Origin of the sequence: Hoeflea sp. CAU 1731 (genome assembly GCF_039888615.1) — a bacterium.
Taxonomy (GTDB): domain Bacteria; phylum Pseudomonadota; class Alphaproteobacteria; order Rhizobiales; family Rhizobiaceae; genus Flavimaribacter.
The window spans coordinates 211,460-231,060 of the sequence record NZ_JBDQQS010000007.1 but is presented as its reverse complement, the minus strand read 5'-3'; the positions used below and the strand labels follow the sequence as shown (position 1 = coordinate 231,060).

Annotated in this window: 18 protein-coding genes; 13 read left to right on the top strand and 5 right to left on the bottom strand. The window is 60.9% G+C overall.

The features are described from left to right. The first annotated feature begins 241 nt into the window (after positions 1 to 241). On the top strand, positions 242 to 2,026 hold the full coding sequence (locus tag AAFN47_RS13690; protein WP_499809796.1) for a type I secretion system permease/ATPase: 1,785 nt from the start codon (positions 242 to 244) through the stop codon (positions 2,024 to 2,026). Further along, positions 2,023 to 3,330, top strand: coding sequence for an HlyD family type I secretion periplasmic adaptor subunit (locus tag AAFN47_RS13685; protein ID WP_499809795.1), 1,308 nt, complete (start codon positions 2,023 to 2,025; stop codon positions 3,328 to 3,330). The genes AAFN47_RS13690 and AAFN47_RS13685 overlap by 4 nt, the downstream gene beginning before the upstream one ends. On the opposite strand, the gene hutU is transcribed toward AAFN47_RS13685, so the two are convergent. The 4 genes from hutU to AAFN47_RS13665 are packed head-to-tail and all read right to left on the bottom strand — an operon-like array spanning position 3,331 to position 8,000. Continuing rightward, complete coding sequence (hutU, locus tag AAFN47_RS13680) at positions 3,331 to 5,010, bottom strand: urocanate hydratase (protein ID WP_499809794.1); 1,680 nt, start codon at positions 5,008 to 5,010, stop codon at positions 3,331 to 3,333. An 11-nt stretch (positions 5,011 to 5,021) separates the two neighbouring features. Next, positions 5,022 to 6,215 carry a CaiB/BaiF CoA transferase family protein gene (locus AAFN47_RS13675; RefSeq protein ID WP_499809793.1) on the bottom strand — a complete coding sequence of 398 codons (1,194 nt, stop codon included), beginning with the start codon at positions 6,213 to 6,215 and terminating at the stop codon, positions 5,022 to 5,024. A 10-nt stretch (positions 6,216 to 6,225) separates the two neighbouring features. After that, entirely contained in the window at positions 6,226 to 7,215 is a 990-nt protein-coding gene (locus tag AAFN47_RS13670) for an NADPH:quinone oxidoreductase family protein (RefSeq protein ID WP_499809792.1), read from the bottom strand. Beyond that, a complete protein-coding gene (locus AAFN47_RS13665) occupies positions 7,212 to 8,000 on the bottom strand; it encodes an IclR family transcriptional regulator (protein ID WP_499809791.1) in 789 nt (262 codons plus the stop codon). Before AAFN47_RS13665 ends, AAFN47_RS13670 begins: the two co-directional genes overlap by 4 nt. A 147-nt stretch (positions 8,001 to 8,147) precedes the next feature. Between AAFN47_RS13665 and AAFN47_RS13660 the strand changes: the two genes are divergently transcribed. The 7 genes from AAFN47_RS13660 to AAFN47_RS13630 all read left to right on the top strand — a co-directional run bounded on the left by AAFN47_RS13660 (position 8,148) and on the right by AAFN47_RS13630 (position 14,977). Continuing rightward, positions 8,148 to 9,125, top strand: coding sequence for an ABC transporter substrate-binding protein (locus AAFN47_RS13660; RefSeq protein ID WP_499809790.1), 978 nt, complete (start codon positions 8,148 to 8,150; stop codon positions 9,123 to 9,125). Between the two features lie 56 nt (positions 9,126 to 9,181). Next, the gene (locus AAFN47_RS13655) at positions 9,182 to 10,084 is read left to right on the top strand and encodes an ABC transporter permease (protein WP_499809789.1); all 903 of its coding nucleotides are present in this window, start codon (positions 9,182 to 9,184) and stop codon (positions 10,082 to 10,084) included. Beyond that, entirely contained in the window at positions 10,081 to 10,875 is a 795-nt protein-coding gene (locus AAFN47_RS13650; RefSeq protein WP_499809788.1) for an ABC transporter ATP-binding protein, read from the top strand. Before AAFN47_RS13655 ends, AAFN47_RS13650 begins: the two co-directional genes overlap by 4 nt. Before the next feature lie 54 nt (positions 10,876 to 10,929). Then, the gene (locus AAFN47_RS13645; protein WP_499809787.1) at positions 10,930 to 11,538 is read left to right on the top strand and encodes a carboxymuconolactone decarboxylase family protein; all 609 of its coding nucleotides are present in this window, start codon (positions 10,930 to 10,932) and stop codon (positions 11,536 to 11,538) included. Between the two features lie 3 nt (positions 11,539 to 11,541). Then, positions 11,542 to 12,636, top strand: a complete 1,095-nt coding sequence (locus AAFN47_RS13640) for a pyridoxal phosphate-dependent aminotransferase (protein ID WP_499809786.1) — start codon at positions 11,542 to 11,544, stop codon at positions 12,634 to 12,636. 2 nt (positions 12,637 to 12,638) lie between these two features. Next, entirely contained in the window at positions 12,639 to 14,042 is a 1,404-nt protein-coding gene (locus AAFN47_RS13635) for an FAD-binding oxidoreductase (protein ID WP_499809785.1), read from the top strand. A gap of 416 nt (positions 14,043 to 14,458) precedes the next feature. Continuing rightward, positions 14,459 to 14,977, top strand: a complete 519-nt coding sequence (locus AAFN47_RS13630) for an adenylate/guanylate cyclase domain-containing protein (RefSeq protein ID WP_499809784.1) — start codon at positions 14,459 to 14,461, stop codon at positions 14,975 to 14,977. Positions 14,978 to 14,983: 6 nt separating this feature from the next. Here AAFN47_RS13630 and AAFN47_RS13625 read toward each other — a convergent pair whose 3' ends face one another. After that, positions 14,984 to 15,718, bottom strand: a complete 735-nt coding sequence (locus AAFN47_RS13625; RefSeq protein WP_499809783.1) for a helix-turn-helix transcriptional regulator — start codon at positions 15,716 to 15,718, stop codon at positions 14,984 to 14,986. Between the two features lie 235 nt (positions 15,719 to 15,953). On the opposite strand from AAFN47_RS13625, the gene AAFN47_RS13620 reads away from it, so the two are divergent. From AAFN47_RS13620 to AAFN47_RS13605, 4 genes are read left to right on the top strand one after another with little or no spacing between them, the layout of a single operon-like run. Further along, positions 15,954 to 17,183, top strand: coding sequence for an ABC transporter substrate-binding protein (locus AAFN47_RS13620; RefSeq protein WP_499809782.1), 1,230 nt, complete (start codon positions 15,954 to 15,956; stop codon positions 17,181 to 17,183). Positions 17,184 to 17,202: 19 nt separating this feature from the next. Continuing rightward, complete coding sequence (locus tag AAFN47_RS13615) at positions 17,203 to 17,931, top strand: ABC transporter ATP-binding protein (protein ID WP_499809781.1); 729 nt, start codon at positions 17,203 to 17,205, stop codon at positions 17,929 to 17,931. Then, on the top strand, positions 17,928 to 18,713 hold the full coding sequence (locus AAFN47_RS13610; protein WP_499809780.1) for an ABC transporter ATP-binding protein: 786 nt from the start codon (positions 17,928 to 17,930) through the stop codon (positions 18,711 to 18,713). The genes AAFN47_RS13615 and AAFN47_RS13610 overlap by 4 nt, the downstream gene beginning before the upstream one ends. Then, on the top strand, positions 18,710 to 19,600 hold the full coding sequence (locus AAFN47_RS13605) for a branched-chain amino acid ABC transporter permease (RefSeq protein ID WP_499809779.1): 891 nt from the start codon (positions 18,710 to 18,712) through the stop codon (positions 19,598 to 19,600). The genes AAFN47_RS13610 and AAFN47_RS13605 overlap by 4 nt, the downstream gene beginning before the upstream one ends. Position 19,601: the final 1 nt, after the last annotated feature.

Sequence of the window (19,601 nt, the reverse complement as noted above, 5' to 3'; positions counted from 1 at the left end):
TTAGTCGCATATGGAAGAGCCGGATCGTCGCAGGCTGCCGTTGCGAAACGGATTCGTGGCTCTGCCGACCAAGGTGTCGGGATTACAAGCCGATCTTTCAGACCGCTTACGGTGAGCCGAAATGATCCGCATTAAGAATCTTTAATGGAAGCCGCGTGGAATTCAACCAGGGGTATCATTATATCCGGCGCATCCGACCGGCCGTCTGGCCGGCATGAAAGGACGAACGGGAGCGTCTGTTATGTCCATTGCAGAAAATTATGCGGACTTGTCGGTTCCCCCGGCCAAGCCAAAACACGCTGATCCAGGGAAGGCCGCGGATGACCGAGCCGCGCCGACTGGCAAGAGCGTCGATCCGGTAGGAGACGCCTTCCGGTCGCTTCGGGCATGTTTCACCGGCGTCGCCGTCGTCAGCGCCGTCATCAATCTGCTGATGCTTACCGGACCGATCTTCATGCTGCAGATCTATGACCGGGTGCTTGCAAGCGGCTCTGTGCCGACGCTGGTCACCCTATCCGGGCTGGTGCTGGCGCTCTTCGGCTTCATGGCGCTGCTCGACGGATTGAGAAGCCGCATATTCACCCGGATCAGCCAGGACGTGGACAACCGCTTGTCGGGTCTGGCGTTCCGGACATCGACAGTCCTGCCGGTCAGGTTCGGCGCAAAAGGCGCGGCGATCAGACCCGTTCAGGATCTCGACAATATTCGCGCATTCCTCGCCGGATCCGGTCCGGCGGCGATCTTCGACATGCCCTGGCTGCCGTTCTATCTGGGGATTGTCTTCCTGTTCGCCAGCCTGCTGGGTTATGTCGCCCTTGCCGGCGCGGCGATCATCTTCACCCTGATCATCATCAACGAGCTCATTGCGCGCAAGGCGGTGAAAAGCGCCATGCAGACGGCCGGTCGGCGCACCTCCAGCATCGAGGAGTCCCGCCGCAACGCCGAAGCGATCCAGGCCATGGGAATGTCCGGCGCGCTGACGGCCCGCTGGATCGACAGCAACACCGACTATCTGAACAAACAGCGCCACGCTGCGGACTGGTCGTCGCTGTTCTCCACCATGATCAAGAGCACGCGCATGGTGCTTCAGTCAGCCATGCTCGCCGTCGGCGCCTGGCTCGTCATCCAGCAGGAGATCTCCGCAGGGGTCATGATCGCGGCCTCCATCATGACGGCGCGCGCGCTTGCGCCGGTGGAAGCGGCGATCGGCAACTGGCCGGTCTTCGTGACGGCGCGCAGAAGCCTCGGCCAGTTGCGCAAGATCCTGCGGGAGAATGAGGGAGCGTCCGGTCTCATTCCGCTGCCCTTGCCCAACAAGTCGCTGAAACTCGACCGCTTCACCTGTGGTCCGGACGGCCAGGCCGTGGTCAAGGCCGCGACCTTCGATCTCGAGGCAGGCGACGCATTGGCGGTCGTCGGCCCCTCCGGATCGGGCAAATCGACATTGGTGCGAGGCATCGCCGGCGCGATCCCGCGCATGTCGGGCGACGTGCGTTTCGACGGCGCCGAGCTCGAGCAGTGGGCCGATGACCGGATCGGCGCCTTCATCGGCTACCTGCCGCAGGACATCCAGCTGTTCGACGGAACGGTTGCTGCGAATATCGCGCGGTTCGACGGGGAGGCGGATCCGGCGGCCGTTGTCGAGGCGGCCCGTCTCGCCGGCGTTCACGAATTGATCGTGGGTCTGCCGGACGGCTACAACACGGTCATCGGATCGGCGGGCTATTCGCTCTCGGGCGGCCAGAAGCAGCGCATCGCGCTCGCCAGGGCCCTGTTCGGAGACCCCTTCGTCGTCATTCTCGACGAGCCGAACTCCAATCTCGACGCCAATGGAGAAGCTGCGCTGACAGAGGCAATCCAGACCCTGCGCGAGAAGGGTTCGATCGTCATCATCGTATCCCATCGTCCGTCCGCCATGGCCGTCAGCAACAAGGTCCTTTGCTTGAGAGACGGTCAGGTGGCGGCTTTCGGACCCAGGCAGAAGCTTGTCCGGCCGGTGGAAGCTGTCAAGGAGACAGGAGAATGACCATGAAGACCGCAAGCGTATTCACCAAAAGCATACGCAGTCATCTGACAGCCGCTTTCGTCGTCGTTCTCGCCCTGACGATCGGGATGGGAAGCTGGGCTGCCTTCACCGAGATCTCCGGCGCGGTCGTGGCGCCCGGAACGCTGGTCGTGGAATCCCGGATCAAGACGATCCAGCACAAGGAGGGCGGCATCGTGCGCGACATCCATGTCCGCGACGGCGACTATGTTCAGGCCGGCGATCTCCTCCTGGTTCTGGACGACACGGTCACCCGCGCCGAGGTCTGCTCGCTGACGCAGCAGCTTGACTCCCTGCATGCTAAGAAGCTCCGCCTGAAGGCCGAGCGCGACGGCCTCCCGGATCTCGCCCTTCCCGCAAGCAAGGCCGGCGCGACGGAAACAGCGCGTTGGCGCCATGAAGAGCATCAGGCCCATCTGATGGACGCCCGCCGCCAGAGCCGTGAGGGCCGCAAACACCAACTGATCGACCAGATCGACCAGATCAACAAGAAGATCGAGGGGTTCGAGGCGCAACTCACCGCGAAGGTGCAGGAAATCGAACTGGTCGAAAAGGAACTCGTCGACCTCGAGCATCTGCTGCAACAGCAGCTCGTCCAGCAAAGCCGCGTAACGGCGTTGCAGCGTACGCGCGCGCAACTTTTCGGCGATCATGGCGGCCTCACGGCGGCGATCGCCGAAGCCAAAGAGGCGATCAGCGAGCGCCGCGTCCAGGAAATCCGGATTGACGAGGATTTTCGCGCCGAAACGCTGGAGCTACTGGACCAGGTCCGCACTGAAATCGCCAGGCTGGAAGAGCGGAAGGTGGACGCCGAGGATCGCCTGACGCGCAACGAATTGCGCGCGCCGAAATCCGGATACGTGCATGCGCTCGGCATGCACACGGTGGGCGGCGTGATCGGCTCTGGCCAGACTGTCATGCAGATCGTGCCTGGCGCGGACGTCCTGGTGGTCGAAGCGCCGGTGTCTCCTGTCAGTATCGACCAGCTCGCGCCAGGACAGGAGGCGACCTTGCGTTTCCCGAGCTTCAACCAGCGCACCACGCCGACGCTTACAGCTTCGGTGCAGACCATTTCGCCGGATCTGGTCTTCGACGAAACGACCGGTCAGGGTTTCTACAATATGCGCCTTGCAATCGGCGGAGATGAAATCGCCAGACTTGGCGACAAGCCGTTGCTTCCCGGCATGCCGGTGGAGGTTTTCATCAAGACCGAAGACCGCAATGTCCTGTCCTATCTGGTCAAGCCGATGACCGACCAGATCGCCCACGCCCTGCGCGAACGCTGATTAAGGCGTTCGACGCTGCGGCATGGGGATGTTCAGTTTGAACTCCTCGGCGCATTCGATCGCCGATTCATAGCCCGCGTCAGCGTGCCGGATGACCCCGCTTGCGGGGTCGTTCCACAGCGTGCGTTCGATCATGGCGTCGGCGTCTGACGAGCCGTCCGCGACGAGCGCGATGCCGGCGTGCTGCGAATAGCCCATGCCCATGCCGCCGCCATGGTGGAACGACACCCAGGTCGCGCCATTGGCGGCATTCATCAGCGCGTTGAGAATGGGCCAGTCGGAGATTGCATCCGATCCGTCCTTCATGCCTTCGGTCTCGCGATTGGGGCTGGCGACGGAGCCGCTGTCCATATGATCGCGGCCGATCACCACCGGCGCCGACAATTCGCCGTTGCGCACCATCTCGTTGAAAGCGAGGCCGAGGCGATGTCGGTCGCCGAGCCCGACCCAGCAGATGCGGGACGGCAGGCCCTGGAACTTGATGTGCTTGCGCGCCTTGTCGAGCCAGGTGTGCAGAAACGCGTCGTCCGGCATCAGTTCGCGCACCTTCGCATCGGTCTTGTAGATGTCTTCCGGGTCGCCCGAGAGCGCCACCCAGCGGAACGGTCCCTTGCCCCGACAGAAGAGCGGGCGGACATAGGCTTCCACGAAGCCGGGGAAGCCGAATGCGTTGTCGGCGCCCGCCTCTTGCGCCATGGCCCGCAGGTTGTTGCCATATTCGAGAACGATGGAGCCTTTCTCCTCGAATTCGAGCATCAGGCCGACATGCCGCGCCATGCTATCCTTGGCCGCCTTTGAAACCGTGTCGGGGTCGCTCTCGCGCATACTCTCCCACTTTTCAAGCGTCCAGCCATGGGGCAGGTAGCCGTTGACCGGATCATGCGCCGAGGTCTGGTCCGTCAGCACGTCCGGCACAACGCCAAGGCGTTGCGTCTCCTCCAGCATGTCGATGACATTGCCGGGCACCGCGACGGACAGCGGCTTGCCGTCTGCGTTGGTCTTTTCGATCATGGCGAGTGCTTCCGAAAGGCTCGATGCCTGCGTGTCGAGATAGCCGGATCGCAGGCGGAATTCGATCTTGCTCGGCTGGCACTCGGCGACGATGGCGTTGAAGCCGGCCATGGTCGCGGCAAGCGGCTGGGCGCCGCCCATGCCGCCAAGCCCGCCGGTCATCACCAGCTTGCCGGCGGTCTCGCCGCCAAAATGCCGGCGGCCGATTTCCGAGAAGGTCTCGAAGGTGCCCTGAACGATCCCCTGACTTCCGATATAGAGCCAGGAACCGGCCGTCATCTGTCCAAACATGGTCAGTCCCAGCCGGTCGAGCTCATGGAATTTCTCCCAGGTCGCCCAGTGCGGCACGAGATTGCCGTTGGCGATCAGCACCCGCGGCGCGCCCTTGTGGGTGCGCAGCACGCCGACCGGCTTGCCGGACTGGACCAGCAGCGTCTCGTCGCTTTCAAGGTCTTTCAGCTGCTGGACGATCGCGTCGAAGGAATTCCAGTCCCGCGCCGCCCGGCCAATGCCGCCATAGACCACCAGGTCCTGGGGCCGTTCGGCGACCTCCGGGTCGAGATTGTTCATCAGCAGGCGCAGCGGGCCTTCGGTCTGCCAGCTCTTGGCGTTCAGTTCCGCGCCCCTCGGCGCGCGAACAACCCGCGTGTTCGACAGGTTTGTGTTCATGTCCTCACCCTTCAGATTATTTTCTTTTTTCTCATGGCGGCGATGGCGTCGTCATCAAGCCCGAGCACATCTTGCAGGACGTCGTCCGTGTCCTCGCCCAGCATCGGCACATGCGGATCCTTGACGCCCGGCGTCCCTGAAAACCGAACCGGCTGCGGGACGAGCGGGACGCTTCCGAATTTCGAGTGCGCGCCGTCGACAATGAGGCCGCGTGCAACCGCGTGCTCACTTTCCGTCAAGGCCTTCAGATCCCAGACGGGGCCGGCCGGAATGCCGGCCTCCTGCAGGCGGGTCACCAGCGCTTCCTGTTCCTGATTGCGGGTCCAGTTGGCGATCAGCGCGCGCAGCGCGTCTTCGTTTTCGTTGCGGTCGGCGTTGGTCTTGAATCGCGGATCGTCGGCAAGCTTCGGCTCACCCATCAGCGCGCACAGCGACCGGAAAGCCGCCTGCGAAAAACACACCATCACGATGTCGTCGCCGGTGGTCGGAAAGCTGTCGACCGGGTAGGTCACCGGATGGCGGTTGCCGGCCGGCTTCGGCGTATCGCCGGAGTAGAGCTGGCGCGACAGTCCGGTGAGCTCCATCGCCATGACGGAATCGAGCATGGCGACATCGACATGGCGTCCCTTGCCGTTGCGTTCGCGGTCGAACAGCGCAGCGACTATCCCGAAGGCCGCGAACATGCCGGTGCAGACATCGGCGATCGATTCGCCAACCGCCGTCATGGGTCCACCTTTCGGTCCGGTGGTGCTCATCATGCCGCTCATCGCCTGGATCACCAGGTCGAAGGCGGGCCAGTTCTTTAAAGGGCTGTCCTGGCCGAAGCCGGAAATGCTGGCGTAGACGATCGTCGGATTAAGCGCTCGCACCGACGCTTCGTCCATGCCGAGTCTCGCCATGACGCCCGGCCGGAAATTCTCGACGATCACATCGCATTTCGGGATCAGGTTCTTCACGACCGCGAGGCCTTCCGGATCCTTCATGTTGATGGTGACGCTTTTCTTGGCGCGGTTGAGCATCATGAAATAGGTGCTCTCGCCATCCCTATAAGGTCCGAAATGACGCGCCTCGTCGCCGCTTTCCGGCATTTCGATCTTGATGATCTCGGCCCCGAGATCGGCCAGCATCGACGTGCAGTAGGGTCCCGACATGACGCGAGTCAGGTCGAGAATGCGAATGCCGTCCAGGATCGGTTTGTCGATCATTGTCCGATCCTCATACCGTCAGCACCAGCTTGCCGACGGAGTTGCGGTTGCTCAGCGCGTCGAGCGCTTGCGGTAGATCCTCAAGCTTGAAATCGGAACGGACGACAGGATCGATCTTTCCCTGTTGCAACAGGTCCTGAATTCGTTTGGTCATCCGTGCGATCATCGGGCCGTCACGGTCGTGATCCCACAACACGCCGCGCGCTGTCAGGCTTTTCAAAAGCAGGTAATTGGATGGAAGCTGTGCAATCTTGCCGGACGCGAAGCCGACGATCAGGAGCGTTCCATGCCGGGCGATGCAGCGCAGGCTTTCGGTCGCCACGTCGCCGCCCACCGGATCGACGACAATCGTGGCGCCGTCGCCGTCGGTCGCTTCCTTCACGGCGTCCTTCCAGTTTTTGTCGCGGTAATTGACGCCGATATCGGCGCCGTGGTCCTTCGCAAGCTTCAGCTTTTCGGAACTGCCGGCCGTCGCGATTACTTTCGCGCTGGCGGCGTGGGCGATCTCGACGGCGGCCAGGCCAACCCCGCCGGCTGCGGCGTGGACAAGCACGCTGTCCTGCGGTCCGACGTCGACGCTGTCGTGAAGCGCGACCATCGCCGTCATGTAGGAGACCGGCAGCGCTGCGCCCCTCACGAAATCGACATCGTCGGGCAAGGCGATCGCCATGTCCTCGCGCACTGCCGAAAATTCCGAGAAGCCGCCCCAGAACACCTTGCTGGCGATGCGGTCTCCCGGTTTCCAGGCGCTCCCGCCGGAAACCTCGACTACGGTCCCGGCGATCTCCTGACCCGGAATGAAAGGGCGGGGCGGCCGCACCTGGTAGGCCCCGTCGATCATCAGAGTATCGGAGAAATTCAGCGCCGCCGCCGCGACTTTCACGATCATCGTTCCCGGTTTCGCGCGCGGCGCCGGGCGGGTCGAAAACGTCAGATGCTCGGCGCCCGGCGTTTCGCCGGATATCCATGCGGCCATCGAAACGGGAAGAGCGGCGGTCATGCTGCGCCTCCGTTGATATGTCGGGTTACGCCTGCCGCAATCGACACCAGTTCGTCGGTGATGATCTTGCAGGTTTCGGGTTTTGCGCGCGGGATCGGAAGAGCGACGGCGAGGCTCGCCACCGCCGTTCCGTTCGGACCGAGAATGGGAGCGGCGATACCCATCGTGCCTTCGAAGGTTTCTTCGCTCGATATCGCGTATCCGCGTTCGCGGGTCAGTTTCAGAGCCTCCTCGATCGCTTTCCGGTCGACGATCGTGTGATCGGTGTAGGATTTCAGGTCCCTGTCCAGCGCCTCCTGTTGCAAGTCTTCGGGCAGAAAGGCGAGTATGGCCTTGGGCGCCGCGCCTGCATGCAGCGGAAAACGCGATCCGATGCTTTCGAAAACCCGCAGGCCCTCCTGCCGGCCTTCTATCTGATCTACACAGACGGCGGCGAGATTGGCGGCGTCCAGCGCGCTCAGGATAACGGTTTCATTGATTTTCGCTGCGAGAGCCTCCATGCTCGGCTGACAGACCTTTCTGAGATTGAAACCGGCGCTGGCGCGGTTGCCGAGTTCGATTGCCGCCAGTCCCAGCGTGTGCTGACCGGAGGAGCCGATCTGAACGAGATAGCCATGGCTTGCGAGAAAGCGCACGAGTCGATTGACAGTGGACCGGTTGAGGCCGGTCGCGCGGACGAGGTCGGCCTGCGACCAGGCCGGACTTTCAATTTGGAACATGTCGAGAATCTGGAAGGCCTTGGCGACAAGAGCGACGCCCGCCGGAGATTCGGTCTTGACTTTCATGCACTGTAACCCGCTATATGTGATATGCGTTCATATTATGAGACGCTATTTCGTCTATGGCGTCAACCATATTGTCGAGAGTGCAGAGACAGATTGACGGAAGATCAACGAAAATCCCCGCAGGGGCGGAACAGACAGGAGACCAATATGACAGTACTACTGAGAAGCGCTGTTGCAGCGATCGTTCTCGGCGTTGCGGCGACATCCGCATACGCCCAGGACACGAAGAAGATTGCGATCTCGACCATCGTCGAGGTGCCGGCGCTGACAGACACGAAGCAAGGTATCATCGATGCGCTCGCCGCCCGCGGTTATGTCGACGGCGAGTCGATCACGATCGACTACCAGAACGCCAACGGCAACATGCCGACGCAGCAGCAGATCGCCAAGAAGTTCGTGGGCGACAACCCGGACATCATCATGCCGATCACCACGCCGACCTCCCAGGCGATGATTTCGGCCACGTCCGATATACCGATCGTCTTCTCCACGGTCACCGATCCGATCAAGGCAAAGCTCATTCCCCAGTTGGAAAAGCCGGGCGGAAACGTCACAGGCGTGTCGGACGCTGCACCCATCGAGCCGCAACTCGACCTGTTTCAGGAAATCGTTCCGGGTCTCAAGAAGATCGGTTTCATATACAATCCGGGTCTCGACAACGCTGTCGCCACCCTCGGCTGGGTCAAGGAATTCGGCGCGCCGCGCGGCATCGAGGTCGTTGAATCGCCGGCCCCGACCACGAACGAAGTCATTCTCGCTACCAAGAAGCTGATCGGCGAAGTCGACGCGATCTACATCCCGAACGACACGACGATCGTCGCCGCTCTGGAAGCCATCGTGAAGATCGGTGAAGACGTGGATCTTCCGATCTTCACCGGTGAAACCGGCGGCGTCGAGCGCGGCGCGGTCGCGTCTGTCGGTCTTGACTATGTCGGCATCGGCGAGATCGCCGGCAACATGGCCGCCGACGTGCTTGAAGGCAAGCCGGTCGGCGAGATCGACGCCGTCATCGCCTACAAGGTGCTGGACAAATTCAAGGTCGTCATCAACAAGGGCGCGGCTGAACGCATGGGCGTCACGATCCCGGAATCGGTTATGGCCCAGGCGACCCAGGTCATCGAATAGCAATGTTGCGGCGCGCCTTTCGGTGCGCCGTTCTCTCCATTTGAAAGCCTTTCTTCATGTCCCTTTATGAAATCCTCGGAACGCTTGAAACGGGGTTCATTTTCGGAATCGTGGCGCTCGGCGCCTTCCTGACTTTCAGGATCCTCGATTTTCCTGATTTGACGGTCGAGGGAAGTTTTCCCCTGGGCGCCGCCGTTGCCGCGACCCTGATGGTGTCGGCCGGATGGAATCCGTGGATCGCGACGATATGTGCGGGTCTCGCCGGCTTCGTTGCCGGCTTCATCACCGCATCTTTGAATGTCCGGTTCAAAATCCTGCACATTCTTGCCGGCATTCTGGTTGCGATATCGCTCTATTCCATCAATCTCAAAATCATGAGCGGGCCGAACAAGCCACTGTTGAGGGTCGATACGGTATTTACCTATTTGGACGTCTTCGGCATTTCCGGCTACATCATCAACCCGATCTTCCTTGGAATAGTGATCCTGCTGATCAAACTGTTGCTGGACGCATTCCTTGCCACCGGCTACGGCATATCCATGCGCGCAGCCGGCTCCAATCCGGCCATGGCCGAGGCGAACGGCGTCAATGTCGGCAATATGAAGCTCGTCGGCGTCGGCGTCGCCAATGCGCTGACGGCGCTGGCCGGGGCTCTTTTCGCGCAGAGCTTCGGCGCGGCGGACGCCTATATGGGTATCGGCGTCATCATCATCGGACTGGCTTCCGTCATCGTCGGCATGTCGATCATGCCGTCTGGCACGATCTTTCTGGCGACGATCGCCTGCATCGTCGGCGCCATTCTCTATCGTCTGGCGGTGGCGCTGGCGTTGAACGCCGACTTCATCGGCTTTCAGGCCTCGGATGTTCAGCTCGTCACGGCTTTGCTCGTCATTATCGCATTGATCCTGCAGCAATCCGGCAATGTCCGGTCGATATTCCGTAGAGGAAACAAGCGATGATCCGGCTCAAGGATATCCACGTCACCTTCAACAAGGGAACGCCGCTTGAGACGCGCGCGCTTCGAGGCGTCGATCTGGAGGTGCCGGAAGGCCAGTTCCTGACGATCATCGGCTCCAATGGCGCGGGCAAGTCGACCTGTCTGAACGTCATTGCCGGCCTCACGAAAGTCGAGAGCGGTTCGACGGAAATCGACGGCAAGATTGTCACCGACTGGCCGGTGCACAAGCGGTCACGAATGCTGTCGCGTGTCTTTCAGGACCCGAAGATGGGAACCTGCGAGGATCTGTCGATCATCGAGAATTTCGCGCTCGCCCATGGACGGACGCAACCGCGCGGCCTGCGCTTCGCGGTGGCGCCGAAAATGCGGGATTTGGCGGCGGAACGTCTCAAGGTGCTCGGACTGGGGTTGGAAAACAGGCTGGACGACAAGGTCGGCCTGCTGTCCGGCGGACAGCGCCAGGCGGTCTCCCTGCTCATGGCGGCGACCGGCGACACGAAGGTGCTGCTGCTCGATGAGCATACGGCCGCGCTTGATCCGAAAACCGCCGAATTCGTCCTGGAACTGACGAAGAGTATTGTTTCATCGCTCAAACTGACCGCCGTCATGGTCACGCATTCGATGGCGCAGGCGCTGCATACCGGCGAGCGGACGATCATGTTTCACCGCGGCCGCATCGTTTTCGACGCCGCCGGCGAAGCGCGCGACAAGCTGGAAGTCGGCGACCTGCTCGAACTGTTCAAGCGCGAGCAGGGCGAGGAACTCGCCGACGACTCGCTGCTGCTCGGATGAACCAACGCATGAGGGACTGCGACCGCAGGCGTCCCTAAGACCAAGGATTTCTCCATGCCCTGGATAGACACGATCGATTACGAAGACGCCGACGGCAAGCTGAAGATGCTCTACGACCGGGTGAAAGGCCCGGACAACAATGTCGACAACATCATGATGATGCATTCGCTGCGCCCCCATACGATGGAAGGGCACATGGCGATCTACAAATACGTGCTGCACCACAGCGCCAACAAGGTGCCGAAATGGTTCCTGGAAACCCTTGGTGTATGGGTCAGTTCGCTGAACGACTGCCATTACTGTGTCGAACACCATTTTGCCGGTCTCAAGCGTTTGCTGAAAGACGATGAAATGGCCGATGCAATCAGAATGGCGATCGAACTGCGCAATGTTGATTCGGCGCCTCTCGAGCCAAAACAAAAGCTTGCAATGGTCTATGCGCGCGAACTGACCCGTGATCCCGGCGGCATGCAGGAAGAAAGCGTGCAACGACTGAGGGACGCCGGTTACAGCGACGGCGAGATTTTGGAAATCAACCAGGTGACCGCCTATTTCGCCTATGCGAACCGCACGGTTCTGGGGTTGGGCTGTTCGACCAAGGGCGACATCCTCGGGCTGTCTCCCGGCAATTCCGAAGATCAGAACGACTGGAGTCACGGTTAGGCGATGGGTGGATTTCCGATAGAGCGAATCCGCGCAATCACATTTCCGCCGCCGCCTTCGATCGCCGACGTCAAGGGAAGGGCTGACGCCGGTTTTGTCCGCATGAACCTCAACGAATCCGCCCGCGCTCCGTCGCCGAAGGCCATGGAAGCGGCGTCGCTGGCGCTGCTCGATGCAAACCGCTATCCCGACCACGAATGCCGGGTCCTGGCTGCGGCGATCCACGACAAGACCGGCGTTCCAGTCGACCGGATGAGTTTTGGCAACGGCAGCGGCGAGGTTCTTGTGGCGACTGCGATGATCAGCATCGAGCCGGGAGACGAGGCTGTCATGCCCGCTCCCACATTCCCGACCTGCGGCAAGGGTGTGCAGATCGCCGGCGGCCGGATCGCCAATGTTCCGCTGAAGCAGGACGGAAGCAATGACGTCCCGGCCATGCTCGCGGCTGTGACCGAGCGCACCCGGTTGTTCTATCTCTGCACGCCCAACAATCCGACTGGCGGCATAATCAGTTCTGATGACCTGCGGACGGCCGTCAATGAAGCGCCGGACAGCTGCATGCTAGTCGTCGACGAAGCCTATTTCGAATTTGCCTCGGTCGAGGGTGGACCGGATGTTCTTTCGCTGCTGAAGGATCGGACAGGTCCATGGATCGTCACACGCTCGTTTTCGAAGGCTTATTGCATGGCCGGGCTTCGGGTCGGCTACGCGCTCGCCAGTGACAAGGACATCGCCTACGGCCTGTGGCAGCTCCGGCCGAACTTCAATCTCGGACGTCCAGCGCTCGCCGCCGCGGCCGCGGCGATTCAGGATGAGGCCTATCTGCTGGAAACGCTGAAACTGACGATCACCGAGCGGCGGCGGCTTTTGGAAGCGCTCCGTCCCATGGGGTTCGAAGCCTTTCCAAGCTTCGCCAATTTTCTCACGCTGCGGGCGCCGGTTTCCGCGTCTGAACTTGGCCGGGAACTGGAGACGCAGAATATTCTCGTCCAGCCGCTCGCCTGGCCGGACGTGCAGGGTTCACTCAGAATTACCGTCGACTCCCCGGAAAGCACGGACCGACTTGTCGAGGCTCTCGGCAAACTGTTAAAGCGCTGAGAATGCATGAGTCTCTTGATGAATTAACCGCCATACTTGGCGAACGCGGCGTGGTGACGGACAAGGCCGGCATGGCGCGCCATCTGGACGACATGATCGGTTCGACGCCTGTGCCGCCGGTCGCAGTCCTTTGCCCGGCCAGCACCGAGGAAACTTCAGCGGCCGTCAAGTGGTGCGCCCGGCGCGAATTCGCGATCGTCCCCCAGGGTGGGCTGACGGGTCTAAGCAGCGGGGCCGTGCCGCTCTCGAACGGCAAATCCGTCATCCTGTCGACGCATCGCATGAACAGGTTCCGCGATATCGATCCGCTCAACAACAGCATGACGGTCGAAGCCGGCGTCGTCCTCGCCGATGCAAAGGCGGCGGCCGAAGAGGTGGAGCGCTACCTGCCGCTTAGCCATGGCGGACAGGGCTCCAGCCAGATAGGCGGCAATCTTTCGACCAATTCCGGCGGCAACAATGCGCTGAGATACGGTACTGCGCGCGATCAGGTCATGGGTCTGGAAGTCGTGCTTCAGGACGGAACGGTTTGGAACGGCCTGAGGAAACTCAGGAAGAATACCGCCGGATACGATCTCAAACAGCTTTTCATCGGGGGCGAGGGCACGCTGGGCGTGATCACCGCCGCTGTGTTGAAACTGCGGCCCTTGCCACGCAATCGCGTGACCGCATTCGCCGCCGTGCAGTCGCCGGAAGCAGCGTTGCGGGTATTGCGGCGCCTGGAGGCCATCCTTGGCGAGACTGTCGCAGCCTTCGAGCTGATCGGTCGCACCGCGCTTGAACAGGGCTTGTCCGCAGAGGGCGTCGTATTGCCGCTCGCCGAACTGGCCGACTGGTGTGTTCTGGTCGAGGTGGAAACGCCGGCGCTTTCGTTCGATATTTCCGCCGCGCTCGAAGAAGGCCTCGCTGCATGCATCGAAAACGGTGACGTTTCGGATGCGGTCATTGCCCAGTCCGTCGCCCAGCGCCAGGCCATGTGGCGTCTTCGCGAGGCGATCGCCGTCGTTTTCATCGAAGACAAACACTCACTGAAGAACGACACCGCTGTGCCGGCCGGAAATGTTCCCGACTATATCGTCAACGCGACAGCCGCCGTGTCTGACTATCTGCCCGGAGTCCGGTCCGCGCCCTTTGGCCATGTCGGCGACGGCAACATCCATTTCAATCTTCTGCGTCCGCAAACGATGAGCGGGCCGGACTTTCACGCCCGCCACGAGACGTTGAAGAAGATCGTCGAGGAAGAGGCGCTGAAACTTGGCGGGACGATCAGCGCCGAGCACGGCATTGGCGCGATCCGTCGCAAGAGCTTCGACCTCAGCGCAGATCCGGTCGAAAAGGATCTCATGCGCAGATTGCGCAAGGCGCTCGACGACAACCGGATCTTCAATCCGGACGTGCTTCTCTGAGGCGCGGCGAGGCCGGAACACAAGCAGAACAATGTTGCTGCAATTTTCGGTTTTTTGTGCTATGGTGGCGACCTCTCAGGGGAGGGCGCGCCGTAATCGTAGAGCCGTTGTCCATCCGGCGACTCTTCGAAATTGCAGATTCCCGAAACAAAGCCAGATTTACCGAAACAAAGCCACAATGCCTGAAACCGGGATTTACCGAAACAAAGCCAGATGGTCGAAAATGTAGATTCCCGAAACGAACCCAAAAGACTGAGACACGAATTCCCGAAACAAACCCAGATGGCGTAGAACGCGAATTCCCGAAACAAAGCCAGATTGCCGGGAAGCCAGTGTCGCGAGCCAATTTAAAGTAAATTATTTAATAAAAACAATATATTAGAAAATAGATAGGCGAAATCAGCCGCATCGACGCAGTGATCTGGTTCTGTGACTTGCGCAATTTCACGGCTCTTTCCGAAGGGCGCGGCGAGGAGGAGTTGCTGGCCATCCTCAACGCCTATTTCGAACTGGTGACCGACGCCGTTGAAAGCAATGGCGGCGAGGTGCTGAAGTTCATCGGCGACGCCATGCTCGCAATCTTCCCCATCGACGGCGATTCCGAGGACGCGGTCAAGCGGGCGGAAGACGCGGCTTTCGGGGCGCTCGAAACTTTGCGCCAGACGGATAACGCTCGTTTTGCTTTCGGCATGGCCTTGCATCCGGGCGAGGTTTTCTACGGCAATATCGGCGGGGGTATGCGGCTGGATTTCACGGTGATCGGTTCCGCCGTCAATACGGCGAGCCGCATCGAAAGTCTGGCGGGCGGCCTCGGAGAGCCGCTGCTGGTTTCACAGGCGATCGTCGAGCGGTCGTCGCGCAGCTGGCGGGAAATCGGAGCCTACGACCTCAAGGGCGTTTCAGATCCCGTGACCGTTTTTGCGCCGGAGGCCTGACCCATTCTACTGGATCAGTCCTCCGCGCAGAGCCGTGACCGCGGCGTGATGCTTGTTCAGGCTTCCGAGCTTGCGCGTTGCCGACAGCGCATGGTGATTGACGGTGGAAACCGAGAGATTGAGGATCGTCGCGATCTCCCCGGCCGTCTTGCCTTCAAGCGTCCAGGCGAGGCATTCACGTTCTCTTATGGAAAGCTCCACATCCTCGTCGACGCCGGCAAGCGGCAATCTGATCTGCTCGCGCATCACCCGGTCATGGGTGCCGTAGGCGGCCGCGAAGATGCGGCCATGCTCGCTGCGCGTCGCATCGAGCAAGTGGCGTTTGTCCGACGAAACCACGTTGAAAACGGAAACTTCGCCGGCCGGTCCGTGCATCGGAATGGCGAGACCATAGGAAATACCGAAACATTTCGCCTCGTTGAAAACAAGCCGCTGCGGCTTCTTGAAATCCCTCAGGAAACGCCCCTGGCCCCAGTAGAAAGGCTGCATGATGCGTGTCGACAGGTCGGCCACCGGATCGACTTCGAAGTAGCGCAGGGCGCGGTACCGGCCAAGCCACGCGTCGGGATAGCTCGTCCTGATCGTCTCGTCGATGGGAAATGGCCTGTTGCGCGGCGGACGCAGGATCATGAACGAGAAATGCTCCAGGTTCATGGCGCCAAGCATGGCTTTCATGCGGACGCCGATCTCGGCGTCGCCATCCTCTATCTGGTAGTCGCTCTCGGCAAGCCATGGCTTCATACGCTCTGTCCTTCGGGGTCGTCACGCTGCTCTCGGAACCGTCTTAGATTAGCCGATAGATTGCATGGATGCAGCGGCGCAACCCGTCATCCGGTTTTCGCAAATACGATAAGTTCGAAAATCTACACCGAGCGGCTGGATTTTGGCAAACCTTTGCAATTGAGCCTCCGCCAAAATCTCTAGTAGCCTGAACGCCGGATTTTCATTTTCAATCACGTTCTTCATGGAGAAAAAAATGGGCAAGCTCACGAAAGCCCTGGCAATTGCAACGGCGCTTACAACCCTTGCAACGACGGCGGCTTACGCCGATCTCGTCAAGATTGGCGTGCTTGCGCCTTTGACAGGTCCGACCGCCTCAGACGGCGAGGAGTTCGTACGCGGTGTGGAACTGGCGGTGGAAGAAGTCAACGCCGAAGGCGGCGTCGCCGGGCACACTTTCGAGGTCGTTCCGGCGGACGTCGTCGATCACTCGGCGGCCAACGTCACCTCCGCCGTCGAACGGCTCCTCGCCACCGACGGCGTGGAGATCATCCTGACCGGTTACGCCAGCCTGTCGCTGTTCGAGGTGGAACTGATGGCGGAGGCCGGCATGCCCTATCTGCCGGCCGGGCCTTCGCCGCAATTCGCGGCGATCGTCACGCAGGATCCGGGCGAATACGATTGCTGCTGGTCGTTCACAGCCGACTTCAAGGGCTACGAGACGGAAGTCACACCGTTGATCGAGGCTCTGTCAGAAGCGGGGCACTTCCCGCTCGACGACAAGACCGTTGCCATCATCTCTTCCGACAATCCCTATTCCAAGACTATTTCCGAAGGCATGAAAGAGGTCTTCACCGAAGCAGGCTGGACGATCACTCTGGACGAACTGGTGCCCTTCGGTCCTGTCAGCGACTGGCGTCCGATCCTCGCCAAGGTGCGCGAGAACCCGCCGGAAGTTATCATCAATACCGACTATATTCCGGCCAACGCCGCCTTGTTCACCAACCAGTTCCGCGAGAACCCGACCAACTCTCTGGTGTTCCTGCAGTATGCGCCGCTCGTTCCGGAATTCGTCGAACTGACCGGCGACACGTCCAACGGCATTCTCTACAACGCCATCGGCGCCACGCTGAATGTCGACGCGCATCCGCGCGGCAAGGAAGTCTTCAAGAAGTACAAGGACAAGTACGATATCGAGTCCGGCGCCTATGGCACGGGCCTGTATGAAATGGCGAACATCTATTTCGACGCGCTGGAAAAAGTCGGCGATCCCAAGGATCACGATGCAATCGGCAAGGCGATCGGTGAAACGAGCCGCCCCGTTTCGGCGGGCTTTCTCGAGTTCGATCCCGAGACCCATGTGGCAAAGTACGGTCTCGACTACATTCCAGTCACCTTCTTCCAGATCCAGGACGGCAAGGGCGTGATGATCGGTCCGGACAAGTACAAATCCGGTGACTTCGTAAAGCCCGAGTGGATGGAATAGGCGCCTAAGTTACATCCTCATGGCGGCCATTCTTGAAATTGACGGCCTGACCAAGTCCTTTGGGGCTCTGGTGGCCGTCAACCAGGTTTCCTTCGCAGTCGAAAAGGGCGAGATCCTCGGCATTGCCGGGCCGAATGGCTCCGGCAAGTCGACGCTGTTCAACCTGATCAGCAGGGTTCCTTTCGGCTCCGACAGCGGACGCGTCGTCTTCGAGGGTCGACGGATCGAACGCGCGAGCGACAACCAGATTGCGCGCAGCGGCGTGATCAGGACCTTTCAGCGGGAAGCCGTGTTTGAGTCTTTATCCTGTATCGACAACATCCTCGTCGCCGTCGAACAAACGCTCGGCGTACGCGGCAAGGAGGCCGAAAGGCTGGCCGACGAAGCCTCCGATCTGGTCGGCTTTCCGCGGAATTTCCACAATATGCCCGCTGTCACCATGCCGGTCTTCTACCAAAAGCAACTCATGCTCGCGACCGCCGTCGCCCAGAAGCCGAAACTGCTGCTGCTCGACGAACCGGCCTCGTCGCTGGTCGACAACGAGGTCGAGTGGGTGCGCGACACGATCCTCAAGCTCAACGAAACGGGAATCACAATTCTGCTTATCGAACATGTCCTTCCGCTGCTGATGGCCGTCTCCCGTCGCCTGCTGGTGATGGAGCAGGGCAGCGTGATCGCGCTTGGCAATCCGGCCGAGGTCACGCGCGAGAAGCAGGTCATCGAAGCCTATCTGGGGCAACCCGTGTGAGCGCGGCCCTTCTCGAAGTGCGCGACCTGAGCGGCGGCTATCCGCCCGTCTCGGTTTTTCGCGGCGTCAGGATGTCGGTTGGCGAGGAAGAGTCCGTCGGCCTTTTCGGACCCAACGGTCATGGCAAGACGACGCTTTTGAAAACCGTCGCCGGCCTGATCGATCCGTGGGAGGGGGATGTCGTCTTTCAGGGTCGACGCCTCAACGCGGAAGGCAAGATGCGGCCGCGCATCTCCCGCAATTTCAATTACGACCTGTTCCAGAAACGCCGCATCAGGGCGGCGACGGTTGTCGAGGCTGGCGTCATCTACGTCATGCAAGGCAATCTCCTGTTTCCGGAAATGACCGTGGAGGAAGTTCTGGGCGTTGCGCCGCTGGCGGCGAAGGGCAGAAACGGCGTGCGCGAGATGCGCGAACGCGTCCATCACCTGTTTCCGCGTCTGCAAGAGCGCCGATCTTCGAAAATCCGCTATCTCTCGGGCGGCGAGCGGCAAATGGTTTCGATTGCCGTCGGACTGCTTGCGCTTCCGAAGCTTCTGATCCTTGACGAGCCGACGCTGGGTCTTTCGCCGAAGCTTCGCCTCGAACTCATGCAGGCCGTCAGGCAGATCCGCGAAAGCCGGGTGCCCCTGATCATCGTCGACCAGAACATCGAATTCCTCTCCGGCCTGGTGGACCGTCTGCTGCTCTTCGACCATGGCGCGATCACCCGCGAAATCGACGCCGCCTCGATGCCGTCGCATGACGAAGCCATGGCCATGATGTTCGGAGAAAGCCATTGATCTCCGCCGACACTTTTCTATTCGTTTTTGCCTCCGGCGTCCTGCTTGGCGGTCTCTATGCGCTGATGGCGACTGGTCTCGCCGTGGTCTGGACGACGCTTGGCGTCTTCAACTTCGCGCATGGCGTCTTCGTTGCGCTCGGGGCCTATATCGCCTGGCAGGTAACCCAGAACGTTACCGGCAGCGTCGGCTATCTGCTCGGCGCTGCGCTTTCGGTGGTTTTGATGTTCGGGGTGGGCTTTCTCCTGCACTACGTGCTCGTCAAGCCGTTCGAGCGAAACGCCAATCTTGTGCTGCTCGCTGTGATCACGACGCTCGCCGCAGCCTCGATCATCGAGAACGGCATTTTGCTCATCTGGGGCGCGCGCGACAAGCAGATCGAGCCGCCGATCAGCGGAACGATAGGCCTGATGGGCGCGGAAATCAGCGCCAATGACGTGATGATTTTGATAGTTGCGCTGCTCGCCCTGCTGGTTCTCGCTATCTTCCTGCGCCGTACCGCGACGGGCCGGGCCATGCGCGCCGTCGCCCAGAACCGCGAGGCGGCGGAACTGATGGGCCTCAACGTCTCGCGCCTCTACGCCATGACGATCGGCCTTTCGGCTGCGACTGCGGCGCTCGCCGGCGTCTTCATCGGATCTGTGCGCTTCATCAGTCCGACCTTCGGGAGCGATCCGCTGATGAAGTCGCTGATCGTCGTTATCCTCGGCGGCGTCGCGCGCTTTACAAGCCCCATCCTCGCAGCCTTCATCGTCGGGATCGCCGAATCCTTCTCGGTCTATTTTCTGGGTCTCTACTGGGCGCCGGCGGTGCTCTTCGCGATGATGATCGCCGTGCTTCTGATCAAGCCCGAAGGTCTGTTCGGCCATCGGTCGAAGACGCTTTAGG